Below are 15,207 nucleotides of genomic sequence, written 5' to 3'. Positions count from 1 at the left end.
GATCTCTGAAAAGAGGTCCATTTTTTTTCGTCCAGAGAAAAGTCTTTCTTTGACTTTTGCCCTTCTCCTTTGAAAACACTTATATCCAGCCCGAATGCCCGCACTTTCCAGTGCGTCTGTCCGGCGCTTGATAGTCCGGACGGCCGCAGCAGCCCCCGCTTCAATCGGCCGCTGAGTCGGCTGGCAGTGAGGGTACTCAGGTTGAGATGAGGCGCGGCCGCACAAAGGGCAATCATGTCCGACCAGAACAACGACGGGCATAGAGTCTCTTTAGCCAGACTGAGTCAATGAAGGCTCTGTCGCTGCTACGTGTGTTTTGTTGGAGTGAACTCGCGTGAGACTTGCTATAAGAATTATGGGTACCATTAATTGTCTATATGAGTGAATTCTTCCCAGCAACCCCCATCAAAGCGCAGTAATTTTTCAGATGAAAGTGCCCACATGACACCGTCTTTTGATTCGATGCAACTGACTTCTTTAGCCATGATATGGAGTTTTTTGATTTTGTTATCGGTGATTTTATAAATGCCATCACTGGCACCTATATAGACAATGCCTTGGAATTCAGTTGCTGAATAAAAGTCAGCATCTATTTTCTTGCGCGCGAGCACTTTAAAGCCCAGTTGTGCGTTCCCGCTAATAACTGTCCCTTGTGAACCTGCTATCCAGACAATACCAGAGGACGAAATATATACACAATGAAGATCGGCGGCTGTAATTCGCGGCAATTTATGCCATTGGGTGCCATCGTGATTTGCTAGAAAACCATCGGTTCCCACGACGTAGAGGTCGCCTCTTGAACCATCTATATCAAATAAATCGAGTGTTTCGTCTATGGAAAGTTTGACCCTTTCCATAAAGCTCATGTCAGGGTCTTCTGTGATTAATTTGTTTTTTTGAAGTATGTGGTCGTCAAAATGCTCCCAGGCAGATTCATTTCTTCTATAGATCTGTCCTCTGCGGCCACAGCTATACATCTGGCCATCTATATATTTCAGTCTGTTGACATATCCATACATTTTGCTGGATGGGTCGAGGCCAGCATCTTGTATCTTCTCAGTGCTAATTGCATCTCTGCTAAAACATTCAATATAGCCTTCCTCGCTTAGTGCATAAATTTTGCGTATTGTTCCTAAGGTCGGTGGAGGGAAACAGGTTGAGACCACATGCCAGTCTGGCTGGTCATGATAGAACCACTTGTCCTTGTTTTTGTCTTGGTAGAAAAAAAGTCGAGAATAAGGTTCGTCTAAAGCGCGATCTGTGAATGAACATGACATGTAGTACATATCCCTGTCGATTGCTGATCCCGTATTCATAATCAGGGTTTTGGCATGTTTCGAGGTCATCTCTATCTTCCTTTAGAAGTCACCAGCGCCGACTTTACCAAGGGAGCCTGGTGGGGTGGATTTTATGATTTTTCCTGACTTGTCAGCCCTGACTCTGAGTTGTGAGGGTAATCCTTTCGTTTCGTGATAGGTGCGAAGTTGAGCGGCTAAAAGTCCAGAGTTGCACCCAGTAACTCGTGCAACTGCCAATGCACCCATTACTTCAAGCTTTAGTAAGGTAGTGGTTCCGGGTGGTGTTTCAGATAATCCAAGCGCCGTTTCAAGAGGGTCATAAATTCTGTGTATTTTTCCGTGTTGGTCCGTAAGTCCTTTTCCTTTTACACAAATAACTAACCCCTCTGACTCGGAAAGGCCTCCAGGGATTTGTTTTCTGTCGGGTCCCTGGCGCGGGCCTTGTCTGAATGCACGATCTGGTACTACATGATGGCCTGTTAAGCCTTTTGCTTTGCATGTGTCTGGTTTGTAAGGGCGTAATAAACACTTCTCACTGCCTAAAAATTTCCCGCCATTTTTCCCTTTGGGGGAAGGTGGATCTATTGCTTTTGTTTCAATGGTACGTGCAGCTCTCTCGGATACCTCCCGGCCACTCTGAGCTCCAGCTTTGTTGATGCTTTTTCCAATTAATACACTGCCTTTTAGCGCATCGCCTGCAAAGGGTATCGCCGCAACTGCTGAGAGGCTAGCATTGACCGCATCACCCTCAGCAGCGTAGATCCCGGCATTAATCAGGTCCGGAATCGCACCCAGCCCCGGCACGAAGCCCAGTACATCCAAGCCGCCGTGAACCCATGGGCTTGCACTGGCCCACCATCCCTTTTCTGCCTCTGTTTCCGTTTCTATTGGTGGATTTGCCTGTGTGGCGGGAACGGTGGCGGGGGCTGTTTCACCGACGACGCGCCCAATGGTATTGCCGTTCTTGAACGAACTGAATGGCGGCATGTTCGCCAGCTCGCGCTCCAAGTGATACCTGCGCAACTGCTCGTATTCCTGCTCGTTTACAGTGCGGGACTCATGGTAAGGCTTGCCCTGCGGATCCGTTCCGAAGATGTCAACGTGCACGGTATCGTCGCCATTGGCCTGCAACATCATTTCGTCGAACGTGTGTAGCTGTGTCGGATCTGGACGCATCGGTAGGCTGATCGCATGCACCCGCACCGGGGCTAGGTTGATCGGTTCTGCCATGCGTTAAGCCCCATTCATCCAGAACTTGTCGCCATGGCGCACCACCAACTTGCCTTCGGCGCGCACCGTGCTGCTCTTCTCCAAGGGGTAGCACTTGCCGCCGACGGTATTGCTCTTGATGCCTTTGGCCGCGCCAGCTCCATCGCCCTCGGTGGTCGGCACCAGGCTCTTGTCGAACACCACCACGGGCTTGCCGTTGGCGCGTACGGATTTGGCCACGCCTGTGGCGGTTTTCAGTTCGGCAGTGACAGGGTAGGGCACTGGCGGTATGGCACTGCCCATCGGGGTTTTGCACACGTCGGGGACTATGCTGACCACCTTCCATTTGCCTTGCTTGCGGGCGATGACGTTATCGGCCATGTCAGAGCAGCTCCTTTGCGGTGCGCTTGATCAGTGCTGCATTCGGATCAGTTTCCAAGCGCGCTTCCAGGACGCGGATGTCCAGGTGGTTGGGCAGGCTGATACGGTGGGTCAAGGCCAGGGTCATGGCTTCGGTGTCGATGCGCAGGGTGTCGGTGGGCATTGGCAGCGGCAGCATGGCGCCGTTGTGCAAGCGCAGGAGGGCAAAAGGGCGATGGCCAGGGAGTTCGACGCATAACGAGCCGTCGGGAGTGAACTCGGGAGCGGTCAGGTTGAACAGTTCAAGACGAAACGCCGGTGGTGGAAACTCGATCTGCTGGTCGGCCGGCGCGCCGTTCCAGTAACCAAAATCAAAATCTGTCGGCAGCCCCGGCCAGCGTTCCTGTTGCCATGGGGTGTCATAGGTTCCTGCGAGTGGCAGGCGTGGCGCCCAGGCCCGGCCCACAATGCTAAAACCGGCCGGTTGGTTCTTGTAGTTGGCCGCGATCCGCGCCATGCCGTTAGCGTCGGGCTCACCCTCGGGATGTTTGGCCCGGACGAGGCGCCATACCGGTTTGTCGATAGGCTCGATCTGCGGTGCGGGAAGTTCGCGCAGCGGGTTGTCCAGTTGATAGCCCAGATCTTCCTGGCGCTTTTCGATCCAGCCTCGGCCCAGCGGGTTGCTGTAGCAGACTTCGTTGAGCAAATAGGGCGCAGTGTTTGTATCAACTGCATATTCGGGATTGGGCACCACACTGCTGCCTCCGAAGGCATATTCCCAACGCAAAGGCACCAAGGTGGCCGGTAGTGGTGCGGACAATTGCCAACCGCCGAACAGGCTGTGTGTGAACTGCCGTGAGCCGGTGAATTTCAGGTGTTTTTCCAACAAGTAGCGGCGTGTCGGCGCTTCGGAGCGCTGCTTCAACGCCTCTTGCCGGGCGGCTTGCCAGGCAAATAATTGGTCCTGGTTCAGCCGTTCACCGGGGCTCAACGGTGTTGGCAGCGGCACGTCGATACTGGGTGGTGCCACTGGCACACTGATTCGCAGGCCGGCGTTCCAGTGCACGGCAGGTTGACCCTGTGGTGCATAAGCATTGCCCACCACAATCACGTCACAGCGTGGTTTGAACGGCGCCAGATCGCTTTCCTCACAGACGCTGCTCGCTCCTTCCTCCCCGTAGTAGCTATCGGCGGTGCACAGCAGCAACGGATCCTCCTCCAGCACCTCGACTCGAAATTGCCCCGTTTGCCCGTCAATCGGCAGCAGCCGATAACCCACTTTCATGACCAGCACCGGATACTCTTGATCGTCCATGCCCAGCGCACTGAAACACAGCGCATCGAAGGGCGTCAGATTGCGAAATTCCATGACGCCCCCTAGTTGATATCCACGTCTTTACCGTTGATTTGCACCGCGCCGGTGGCGTTGAAATCGAAGGTGCGGCCATTGATCAGTACGGTGCCGTCGGACTTCATGACCAGGGTGGATTGGCCCACCGTGACCTTGAATTCATCACCGGCATCGATGCTGAAACGCTTGCCGACCACCACCGACTTGTGGATGCCGATCTGCTCGCTCTGGCTCAGGCCCACGGTGGTGTTCATCGCCGCGCCGACGCTGGTCTGATAAGCCGCACCAATAGTCAACGCCTTGGCCAAACCAATGGTTTCGGCTTTGGCCAACTTGATGGTTTCGACCTTGTTGCCGCCGATGGTCACGCTGCGGTTGGCGCCGATGCTGATGGTTTCGTTCTGGCCGACGTCTTCGGTGCGGTGGTCGCCGATGGACACGGTTTCGTTGTGTTCGACCCGCTCCTTGCGGTCATTGCCGACGAAGATGCCGTTGTTGTGTTTGATATGGACGTTCTTGTCTTTTTCAGCGTGGATGAACACTTCCTGGTGGCCCAACTCATCTTCAAAGCGCAGCTCATTGAAGCCTTCGCCCTTGTGGGTGCGGCTCTTGATGGTCATCCGCGTCTTGTGTTTGGGCAGCTCATACGGCGGCAGGTTGGTCGCGCGGTAAGTACGACCTGTGGCGATGGGCTGGTCCGGATCGCCGTCGAGATAGCTGATGATCAGTTCCTGGCCGACACGGGGAATCGCCATGGCGCCCCACGTGGCACCCGCCCAACCCTGCGCCACCCGAATCCAGCACGAGCTCTGGTCGTTGTTTTGGTCCGAGCGGTCCCAGGGAAACTGCACCTTGATCCGGCCCCATTCATCGCAATAGATCTCCTCACCGGGCGGGCCGACCACCGTGGCGATCTGCGGGCCGTCGATGCAGGGTTTGTCGCGCAGCGGGGCTTTCCAGTCGCAGGTCCAGCGGATGGCGCTGGCCTGCATTTCATAGGACGTGCCAAGACCGCTGCCGAACGATTCTTCCTGCAAGCTGGTGTGCTGTTTGCCTTCGTGCTTGATGGCAATGGTGCGCCAACGGTCGTTGAAGTCCTCACGTGGATGATCGTTGAGGTCAAAGGCCAATCCCGGTTGCAGGCGCGCATCGTCGCCTTCCAGATGGGCCAGCTTGGCGTCGTTGCGCAGGGCGGCCAGGCGCGTCTTGGTGAAGGGCTTGCCGGCGATATCGCGCTTGTAGCGGCCAGGGTAGTCGTAGCGTTCGTAATCCTTGTGCTGGTTGTTCAGGTCCTGGTCGCCGGTGGCGGTGTGTTGCTGGTTGTAGCGCGGGTGGGTGAAGGTGTAGTCACGCTGCACCTGCACGGCGGTGCGCACTTGCTCGGTGTAGTGGAAGCGGTTCAGTGCCGGCTCATTGGAATCGCCGCCACTCATGGGTTGGTAGATCACCGGGCAATCGGTGTGGGTGCCGATGGTACCCAGGCCGCCGATGCGGTCGGTGAGGACCAGGGTGTGGCCGTCGACGCGGTGTTCAAAGGTGTAGAGCAGGCCTTCTTCGGCGGCCAGGCGGGCGATGAAATCGAGGTCGGTTTCGCCGGCCTGTACGCAGTATTCGCGGGGTTGGTGGTCGAAGCAGATGTCCGTGCGGATGTCGCTCAGCTTTTGCTCGGCCAGCAGGCCCGTGATGATGTCGGGCACGGTCTGGCCCTGGAAGATGCGCCAGTTGGAGCGTAGATCAAAACGCGCCAGGGTCGGTTCGACCACGGCGGTGTAGCGGGTGCGACGAAAGCCGGTGTCGCCCTGCTGGAACAGGCTGACCAGGCCGTGGACGTAGCGCACCGGAGTCTCACCACGCCATAAGGTGAATAGCCCCGCCAGATCCAGCACCCGATTGAAGTCGATGGCGGCATCGAAGCTCACCAGCGCCAGTACGAGCTTGAACGGCTGGGACAGGCCTTCTTCGAGGGTGAACGAGACCACCTCGAAGGGATCGCCCCGCAGCGGTTCGAAGGTGTAACGCAGGTCGCTTTGGCGCGGCATGGTGGCTAATCCTTACGGTCACGATTAAAAATGGCAACCCGCTGATAAAGCTCCGGCTCCCAGCCCTGCGCCGTGGTGTCATGCATCAGCCGCGCAACGCTGGCGTACAGATCGTCCGCCAGCCACGACAGGCCACGCGACGCCAACAGATCGGCGGCAATCACCGTGGCGTAGCTGCGCTGGCGCGGGGCGTCATGGCTCGCGTGCAGCGCTTGCAGGCGCAGCAGCACCACTTCCACGCCTTCGGTGTTGAGCTGGCTGGCCAGTTCGTCGTGCAGGCTGGCGTATTCCTGTACCGGGCTACCGGTGGTCTGCGACTGATCGGCACCGGTGATCCAGGCCTGGGTTTGCGCATCCACGAATGGCGTACCGTCGCTGAAACACAACTCCAGCAAAGCCGGCAAACGGCAGACAAAACGCTCGCAGGTCTGGCGGATGGCGGCGGCCACTTCTTCCATCGCCAGGCGCGCGGCGACATTGGCGGCCAGGTAGCTGCCACGCAGCCAATACGGCGAGGCGCAGACGCTTTTTTCGAGGCGCAGCAGCAGGTTCGGGTCCAAGGCGTTGTGGTTCAGTGCGTCCTGATAGCCATCGACGATGTCTTTGGGCACGGCGGTCAATTCAGTGCGGCGATCACGGGTGATGAGCGGCGCGGTGCGCAGGTGCGACCACAGGCCGAAGCGCCGCAGTTGGTAGCCGGTGGGGTCGTAAGGGTCTTGCTGGTTGATCTGCTCGGCCATGTTCAATACGGCGCGGCGTTGTTCGCGCTCATTGCTCGGCGCTTGCGGTTTGGGACTGTTAAAAAACGCTGAATCCAGCACGCTGCCGGGGGTGGCCGCACGAGTGGGCTCAATGGCGACGAGCGGCTCGCTGTATTTGTCCAACTGGCGTTGCAACGCCTCCAGCGGCATGGGGTCGAGCTTGGCGCTTTCGGCACAGCGTTGCAGATTGGCCAGGGCCAGTTTCGCCGCGCCTTGGTAGGCCGGTTCAAAACTGCTGCGCTCCAGGGTCGGCAACACCTGTCCCAGATCGCCCAGCAGACGCTGCACTTGCTTGCGTTTGTTCAGGTAACCGGTGGGGCCAGGCTTGGGGTGGGCACTGTCCCAATACAATTCGACCATGCCGGCCAACAAACCCAGGGCATCGGCCCAGCGCGCCCATTGTCGGGTGCGCAGCCACACCCCTTGTAGATGGGCGAGGATGCGCCAGTGCTTACACTGGGTGGCCAGGTATTGGCGGGACGCTTCGTCGATATACGGCCAGTCGATGTCACCTTCACGCAGACCACCGAGCTTGACCATTTCCTGGTCGATGGCCTGGTAGGTTTCGTCCTCCACATCGAAATGCCCGGCGGGTTGCTCAGGGTCGATCGGGGTCAGCAGCAGCTTGACCGTGTCCGCCGGCACGTCGATCACCAGCGACATACTTGGCGCTCCTGCTCGATCAGCTCGCCCAGCCCTTCAGCGTCGAAGACCAGGCCGTGCAGCCGGGGGTAGTCACTCTCCAGCCGCAGACGCTCGCCGCCGCCCATGTTGCGCAACAAGGCAATGGCCTGCAGCCCGCGCCCGGCATCCACCACCAAACCGGCGTCGTCCAGCACCTGCCACTGGTAAGCCTCAGACACCGGGCGCTCATCTTTGAACAGTTGGATGCGAATCTTGTTGGGCTTGGCCGGCTCATCCAACACCAGTTGCAGGCGCGAGATTTTCGATTCGCAACTGATGGCCAGGTAAGGCCGAGGCGGCAACGCGCCCAAAGCCGGGGCCGAGATCACCAGCCGGTGTTGCTGGTCGTTGTCCGGCTCCGGGAATGACGACAACAGAAAACGCTGATCCTCGGGTGGACGCTTGGCCTCATTGCGTTGGACCAGATCGACAATCGGCAGCACCCGGCCGAGGGGGCGTGGCGGCGCAGGTGGCTGATGAATGGGCGTGCCGGCCGCCAGATCAAAACATTCCAGGCGCTTCAAGGGCGAGACGATGGCAGGGCAATCCTGGGTCGCTGCCTGCGCATCCACTATGGCCACAGCCATCAAGCAGAGCCCCCATTTCCATCCTCGCCATCCGTCGCGCATCAACGCCTCCTAATCTGCCTCGTCGAAATCCAAACCGGACACTTTTCAACGTTCGAACTAATGCTGTTCAGCTTAAAAGTGCGACTTCACAACTTCGCGAGCGTCACCCGAGCTCAATGAATAGGCAAGTAAAAGACGAATATCGGAGCGTTAAAACTCAAATAAAAAGAGCCCCCTTTCAGACCTATCCACAACAATCGTAGGAAAAATAACCAAAACACCATCAAATCTTTTTCCTACATCTAAAGCCCACGAATCGCGCCCATAGCGTCCTACAAGACAAACCTTGCAACAGCTGTTTCTAATACGCCGACCTTACGAAAAGGATTCTTCTCATGTCGAAAACTCAGGGTTCTGTCGCGCCCAAAGAACGCGTCAACATCAAGTACGTCCCGGCCACGGGCGATCAACAAGCAGAAGTCGAGCTGCCCCTGAAGCTGTTGATTACCGGCGACTTCAAAGGCCACGGCGAATTAACCGCGCTTGAAGATCGGCAATCGGTTCGAATAGACAAAGACACGTTCAATGAAGTCCTGATCAAAGCCGAAGTTGCGCTGGACATGGCAGTTCCGTCTCTCTTGAATAACGACCACGACACCGACTTGAACGTGCAACTTCAATTCAAAAACATCAATGACTTCGGACCCGATGCGGTCGCCCGCCAAGTACCGGAATTAAACAAGTTGCTGGAACTGCGCGAAGCCTTAGTTGCGCTCAAAGGCCCGATGGGCAATGTCCCGGCCTTTCGCAAACACCTGCAAAACCTGCTGACCGATGAAGCCGCCCGTCAACGCTTGGCCAGTGAACTGAATCTGGTGCTCGACGCGCCCAATAACTGACTTGAACGCACTTCTCAACGGAGTAATCCCCATGCCTATGGAAAGCGCCGTCGCCCATGTGTTGGTGGCCGACGAACCATCATCGTTGCTCGACCAATTGCTGGCCAACACCACCATCACTCCCTCCCAGGAAGGCTACGCAGTCGCTCGCCAAGGCGTGGCCGCGTTCATCAGCGAAATCCTGCAAAGCGGCGATCACCAGCAGCCGGTCAACAAGCACCGGGTCGACCAGATGATTGCCGAAATCGACCGGGCGCTGAGCAAGCAGATGGACGTGATCCTGCATCAGCCCCAATTCCAGCAACTGGAGTCGGCGTGGCGCGGCTTGAAGCTGCTGGTGGATCGCACGGATTTTCGCGAGAACATCAAGCTGGAAATGCTGCATGTCACCAAAGAAGAGCTGCTGGACGACTTCGACAACGCCGGCGACATCACCCGCAGCGGCCTGTACAAGCACGCCTACACCGCCGGGTACGGCCAGTTCGGTGGCGAGCCTATCGCGGCGATGATTGGCAATTACACCTTCGGCCCTTCATCCCCGGACATGAAGCTGTTGAGCTATGTCGCCTCCGTGGGCGCCATGGCCCATGCACCGTTCGTGATGGCTGCCGGCCCTGAATTCTTCAACCTCAAGAGCTATCAGGATCTGCCGTCGGTCAAGGAAGTCAGCGACATCTTTGAAGGCCCCGGCCACACCAAATGGCGCAGCCTGCGTGAGATGGAAGACGCCAAATACATCGCCGCGACGCTGCCGCGCTTTCTGCTGCGCTCACCTTACGACGGGCTGGAGAATCCGATTCGCAGCTTCGGCTACAACGAAACCGTCGACGGCAACCACGACAATTACCTGTGGGGCAACACCGCATTCCTGATGGCCTCGCGCATCACCGACAGCTTCGCCCGCTACCGCTGGTGCCCGAACATCATCGGCCCGCAGTCCGGCGGCGCGGTGGACGATCTGCCGGTGCACCTGTACGAATCCCTCGGCCAATTGCAGGCCAAGATCCCTACCGAAGTGCTGATCTCCGACCGCAAGGAATTCGAGCTGGCCGAAGCGGGCTTCATCCCACTGACCATGCGCAAGGACAGCGACAACGCCGCATTTTTCTCGGCCAATTCAATACAGAAACCGAAAAACTTCCCCAAGACCCGCGAAGGCCAGGAAGCCCAAACCAACTACAAGCTCGGCACCCAGTTGCCGTACCTGTTTATCGTTAATCGCCTGGCCCACTACATCAAGGTGCTGCAACGCGAACAGATCGGTAGCTGGAAGGAGCGTCAGGACCTGGAGCGCGAACTCAACACCTGGCTCAAGCAGTACATCGCCGACCAGGAAAACCCCTCCTCCGATGTACGCAGCCGTCGCCCTTTGCGCGCCGCGCAAATTGTCGTGCAGGACGTGGCGGGCGATCCGGGCTGGTACCAGGTGTCGTTGGCGGTGCGTCCGCACTTCAAGTACATGGGCGCCAACTTCGAGATCTCCCTGGTCGGTCGGCTGGACACTCAATAAGTGGGCGGCAGCCTGTTTGAACGCCTGGAACCCGACGCACCGCGCTACCACCCCGGCGGCGCGGATGAACAGGCGCACCCGCGTGTCGAAGCGATCAAACGCCACTTGGAACAGGTGCTCAACTCACGTCAGGGCTGCTCGCAAAGCAGCCCTGAACTGGGCTTGCGCGATTTCAACGGCGTCACCCAGGCCAGCAGTGATCTGGTGGTGGTCATCAGTGCCGATATCCGGCGCGCGGTGGAAGCGTTTGAACCGCGCATCAAGGTCACGGGCGTGCGTTATCAGCCTGACCCGGACCTGCCGCTGGAGCTGAACTTTCGCCTGGATTGCCAGGTGCGGGTCAATCACAAGGAAGAACAGGTGCAGATCGAGGTGGCCATGCACGGCCGCGACGGCTACACCCGCGTGAGATGAGGATGCGATGGACTTGAAACAACGCTTTGCCGAGGAGCTGCGCTACCTGCGCGAACTCGGCCGCGAGTTCGCCGAGGACAACCCGCAACTGGCGCAATTTCTCGGCGATCAGGCCGGCGACCCGGACGTGGAGCGACTGCTGGAAGGCTTTGCCTTCCTCACCGCCAAGCTGGGGCTGAAGATCGATGACGACTTGCCCGAACTGACCCATCCGCTGTTGCAGATGCTCTGGCCCAACTACCTGCGGCCGTTGCCCAGTGCGACCATCATCCGCTTTACACCATTGCCCAATGCGATCAGCCAGCGCCAGGTGATCCCCAAAGGCACGCTGTTGTTTGCCAAACCGGTGGATGGCATCTCCTGCCAGTTTCGGACCTGCACTGACGTCAACCTGTACCCATTGGCGTTGCAGGAAGTCAGCGATGCCCACAGCCGCGAAGCCTCGGTGATGCGCATCGACCTTAAGGTGTTGACCGAGCAACCGCTGACCAGCATGGCCTGCGACCAGCTGGATTTTCATCTGAGCGGGGATAACGCCACCGCCATGACGTTGTACCTGTGGCTCGCCCACTACTTGGACAGCGTCACGCTGCACGTTGATAAACAAAGCTATCGCCTATCGGCCAACGCTATCGGCTTTCCCGGTTTCACCGCCGACGAGGCGCTGCTGCCCTACCCACGCAATGTGTTCGATGGCTACCGGATCCTGCAGGAATATTTTGTGTTCCCGCAGCGTTTTCACTTTTTCAGCCTGACCCAACTGGCGCGTGTCTGGCCGCAGGTCAGCGCCACCAGCCTGCGCTTTGAATTTCAGTTCAGCCGGCCTATGCCGCCCGATATCCGCCTGCGCAGCAGCGATCTGCACCTGTACTGCGCGCCGGCGGTCAACCTGTTCCACCACGATGCCAACCCGATTGCGCTGGACGGGCGCAGCCTGGAGCGGCGTATCAGCCCCAGCGGAAATCGGCCCGAAGCCTACGAAATTTTCAGTGTCGACAAGGTGGCCGGTTGGGATGCCGCCGACAAGGAGCGCAAGGGCGATCCATTGCGGCGCTTCACCCCGTTCGAGTCGTTCCAGCATGAGATCGAACACGCACGGGGTCGCACCGCACTGTATTTCCGCACGCATATCGAAGAGTCCCACAGGCGAGAGGGCTTGCGTCATCGCATCGCTTTCGTGCGCGGCGATGAGAGCCTGTACATCGGTGAGCATGAAACGGCGTCCATCGAGTTGACCTGCAGCAATCGCGACCTGCCCCGACTGTTGGGCGCAGGGGATGTATCGCTGTCTACCGAGGTCACGCCGTCATTTGCCACCTACACCAACCTGATCGCACCGACTCGAAGCTATCGGCCAGTGTTGGACAGCAGCCTGCATTGGAGACTGATTTCCAACCTGTCACTGAACTACCTGTCGTTGCTGTCGGCCGAGCCGCTCAAGGCGGTAATCCGCGCCTATGACTTCGCTGCCTTGCACGACCTGCAACAGGCCCGCGCCACGCGCAAACGCCTCAATGGCATCCACGAGGCCGTGACCACTCCCATTGACTGGCTGATGAAAGGCCAGCCGGTACGTGGCGTGCAGACCCGTTTGCAACTGGACCAGAACGCCTTTCTCTGCGAGGGCGAGTTGTACCTGTTCGCCAGCGTGCTTTCGCACTTCTTCGCGCTGTACGCGAGCATCAACTCCTTCCATCGCCTGGAAGTGATCAATACCACTAACAACGAGCGCTACGAATGGCCACTGTTGACCGGCAGACACCCCGTGATCTAGCCGATGTGCTGCTGGCCGACGCGCGGAACTACTCGTTTCACCGTCTGCTGGAGCACTTGCACGCGTTGCACGGCGATGATCTGGAGGCGCAGCCCTTGAGTGCGGCGACGCTCCGCCGTGTGCGCCTGCAAAGCCATGCGGGGCTGGGCTTTCCGGCCTCCGACGTGGTCGAGGCGGCGCGCCTTGAGGACGATCGCGAAGAAGTGCGCTATCGCTTGCAGACCAGCTTCTTTGGTTTGCACGGTGCCGACTCGCCACTGCCCGGTTATTACCTGGATCGCCTGGCTTACGAGCAGGCCCAGGAGCGCGGGATTCGCCCGGCGTTCATGGATTTTTTCAACCATCGCTTGCTGACCCTGCTGCACCACAGTTGGCGTAAATACCGCTACTACATTCGCTTTCAGGCCGAGGGCCGCGACCGGTTTTCGCGTTACGTGTTTTCCCTGATCGGGTTGAACGACAACGACCTGCGCGGCGCCACGCCGCTGCCATGGGGTCGCCTGCTGAGCTTTGCCGGGTTGATTGCCAGCCGTAGCCGGTCGCCCTCGGTGGTGTCTGGCATTGTCGAGCACTGCTTTGATTTGCACGGCGTGTACATCCGTGAATTCGAGGTGCGCTCAGTGAGTTTGCCGCAGCGTCAGCGCATGGCGTTGGGTCAGGCCAACGGCACCCTGGGCAGCGATTTTGTGGTGGGTGATCGCAGCAAGACCCGCGCCAGCAAGTTCACACTGGTAATACCCAACCTGACTCAGGCGCGCTTCCGGCAGTTCTTGCCCAGCGGCGAACAGTTCGGGCGGTTGCGCCAGTTAATGGATTTTTTACTGCGCGACGTCACCGCTTACGACCTGGAGCTGGGGCTGCGCGAAGAAGATGTACCGCCCTTCAACCTGCTCCGTGACAGCGGCACCCACCTGGGCTGGACCAGCTTCATCGAACATCAAGAACACCGCCATCCCGCCGTGGTGCGGATTCGGGGGCGCGCATGAAACTGACTTTGGTTATTAACAATCCTGCGCAGTTGTTGCACGGGTATTTGCCCATTCACCGGTTTGGCCTCCAAGGCGGCAGCATCGGTAGTGCCGCGGCGGATTGGCGCCTGGAGGATCGCCACAACAGCGTACAGCCCAACCACTGTGACATCCGCGTTGTCGAAGGGCGCTTCTGCGTGATCGACCGCAGTGGCAGCACCTACGCCAATGGTCATGATTTGCCGTTGGGTCGCAATGTGGCGGTCAGCCTCAACGATGGCGACCTGTTACAGATTGGCGCGTATCGGGTTGCAGTGCAGTTGGGCGAGCACGCCCCAGGCCAGCGTTCACTGGACGAGCTGTTCACCGGCCAGCCGAAAGGCATGCAAGCCTGGCACCTAGAGGACCGGCCGAGACTGCTCCTGCTCGATCCGCGGCCGGCTACTTGCCCGGAGTTCGAACGCCTTTGCCAGCCGGTGGATTTGACTGAGCAAGGCGACCCGCTGCGAGCACTGCAAGCAGCACCGCACTCAAAGCAGCCGCCTGAAGTTCGCCCGATGGTGCCAAAACCTCCCGTCCCCCGGTTCAGCAACCTGCGCCTGGGCACCTTGCTATTGGCGTGTCTGACCCTGGGCGGCTGCACCATGCTCGGCAAAATCGGCCAGGTGATCTGGACTCCGTCGATCCCGGTTGGCGGCCCCGACGACCAGCCCAGCCGCTACTCCCTGAGCCTGCACGCCAGCGACGACGTCAACCCACGTCTGATCAGCACCGGTACTGCACTGGATGAAGACGCGAGCCGTTCGCCCTACACCCTCAACGTGCAGGCAACCAGCCCGCAGGCACTGACGGACAAGGTGCAAACCCTGCTCAACCACCTCTATGAAAACGTACCGGCCCAGTCGCCGCTGACCCTGGAGCCAGAACCCGTGGTGCCAATGTCACCCCTCGAAGACGCGCGATTGGGTGACTACGACGCCCAAGGCGTCAGCCTGACCACCCCGTGGGGCAACCCGACGCTACAGCACATCGCCACGCCAATCGCCTTCAAGGTCTTGCAGTTGACCGACGACTCGCGGCTGACCAACGCCAGCCCCCAGGCCATGGCCGAGGACCTGAAAAAGACCCTGGGCAGCACCTACATCCGCGCCGACGACTACCTGCTGCAGCCCGGCCAATTCAAGTTCGTCGATTTGCGCGCCCTGGATGAGGACACCCGCTTTATCGCGGTGATCGCCAACTACCACAGCACCGACGTCGGCCAGTGGAAACAGCGGCTGCGTGTCGAGCCCAAGGGCCGCCAGTACGCCGTGCTAGTGCAGTTGGATGCCGCCCGGGTCAGCCTCAAGGGAGAAATCCGATGACGCCTTT

The 15,207-nt window shown here is 58.8% G+C and carries 13 protein-coding genes; 6 read left to right on the top strand and 7 right to left on the bottom strand.

Annotation, left to right across the window (positions count from 1 at the left end; genetic code table 11):
- Positions 1-365 precede the first annotated feature (365 nt).
- The 7 genes from ACLH0J_RS23435 to vasI are packed head-to-tail and all read right to left on the bottom strand — an operon-like array spanning position 366 to position 8,289.
- Positions 366-1,346, bottom strand: coding sequence for a hypothetical protein (locus tag ACLH0J_RS23435; RefSeq protein ID WP_411389249.1), 981 nt, complete (start codon positions 1,344-1,346; stop codon positions 366-368).
- A gap of 12 nt (positions 1,347-1,358) precedes the next feature.
- A complete protein-coding gene (locus ACLH0J_RS23430) occupies positions 1,359-2,528 on the bottom strand; it encodes a hypothetical protein (protein WP_411389248.1) in 1,170 nt (389 codons plus the stop codon).
- Between the two features lie 3 nt (positions 2,529-2,531).
- The gene (locus tag ACLH0J_RS23425) at positions 2,532-2,888 is read right to left on the bottom strand and encodes a DUF4150 domain-containing protein (RefSeq protein ID WP_411389247.1); all 357 of its coding nucleotides are present in this window, start codon (positions 2,886-2,888) and stop codon (positions 2,532-2,534) included.
- Between the two features lies 1 nt (position 2,889).
- Positions 2,890-4,236 (bottom strand): DUF2169 domain-containing protein, encoded by a 1,347-nt coding sequence (locus tag ACLH0J_RS23420; protein WP_411389246.1) that lies wholly within the window; start codon positions 4,234-4,236, stop codon positions 2,890-2,892.
- A gap of 8 nt (positions 4,237-4,244) precedes the next feature.
- Positions 4,245-6,257 (bottom strand): type VI secretion system Vgr family protein, encoded by a 2,013-nt coding sequence (locus tag ACLH0J_RS23415; protein WP_411389245.1) that lies wholly within the window; start codon positions 6,255-6,257, stop codon positions 4,245-4,247.
- A 5-nt stretch (positions 6,258-6,262) separates the two neighbouring features.
- Positions 6,263-7,681, bottom strand: coding sequence for a type VI secretion system protein TssA (gene tssA / locus ACLH0J_RS23410; protein ID WP_411389244.1), 1,419 nt, complete (start codon positions 7,679-7,681; stop codon positions 6,263-6,265).
- Entirely contained in the window at positions 7,669-8,289 is a 621-nt protein-coding gene (gene vasI / locus ACLH0J_RS23405; protein WP_411389243.1) for a type VI secretion system-associated protein VasI, read from the bottom strand. The genes tssA and vasI overlap by 13 nt, the downstream gene beginning before the upstream one ends.
- Before the next feature lie 377 nt (positions 8,290-8,666).
- Here vasI and tssB point away from each other — a divergent pair, with 377 nt between their 5' ends.
- The 6 genes from tssB to tssJ are packed head-to-tail and all read left to right on the top strand — an operon-like array spanning position 8,667 to position 15,200.
- Positions 8,667-9,170, top strand: coding sequence for a type VI secretion system contractile sheath small subunit (gene tssB / locus ACLH0J_RS23400; RefSeq protein ID WP_411389242.1), 504 nt, complete (start codon positions 8,667-8,669; stop codon positions 9,168-9,170).
- A gap of 37 nt (positions 9,171-9,207) precedes the next feature.
- Positions 9,208-10,680 (top strand): type VI secretion system contractile sheath large subunit, encoded by a 1,473-nt coding sequence (gene tssC, locus ACLH0J_RS23395; protein WP_411392881.1) that lies wholly within the window; start codon positions 9,208-9,210, stop codon positions 10,678-10,680.
- Positions 10,681-11,094, top strand: a complete 414-nt coding sequence (gene tssE, locus ACLH0J_RS23390) for a type VI secretion system baseplate subunit TssE (RefSeq protein ID WP_411389241.1) — start codon at positions 10,681-10,683, stop codon at positions 11,092-11,094.
- Between the two features lie 7 nt (positions 11,095-11,101).
- Entirely contained in the window at positions 11,102-12,868 is a 1,767-nt protein-coding gene (tssF, locus tag ACLH0J_RS23385; protein ID WP_411389240.1) for a type VI secretion system baseplate subunit TssF, read from the top strand.
- Entirely contained in the window at positions 12,832-13,854 is a 1,023-nt protein-coding gene (gene tssG, locus ACLH0J_RS23380) for a type VI secretion system baseplate subunit TssG (protein ID WP_411389239.1), read from the top strand. Before tssF ends, tssG begins: the two co-directional genes overlap by 37 nt.
- The gene (gene tssJ / locus ACLH0J_RS23375; RefSeq protein ID WP_411389238.1) at positions 13,851-15,200 is read left to right on the top strand and encodes a type VI secretion system lipoprotein TssJ; all 1,350 of its coding nucleotides are present in this window, start codon (positions 13,851-13,853) and stop codon (positions 15,198-15,200) included. Before tssG ends, tssJ begins: the two co-directional genes overlap by 4 nt.
- Positions 15,201-15,207 lie beyond the last annotated feature (7 nt).

It is taken from the genome of Pseudomonas sp. MPB23 (assembly GCF_046605395.1).
Classification (GTDB): Bacteria; Pseudomonadota; Gammaproteobacteria; order Pseudomonadales; family Pseudomonadaceae; genus Aquipseudomonas.
Note: the sequence above shows the minus strand (reverse complement) of the source record. Positions and strands in the feature narration are given on the sequence as shown.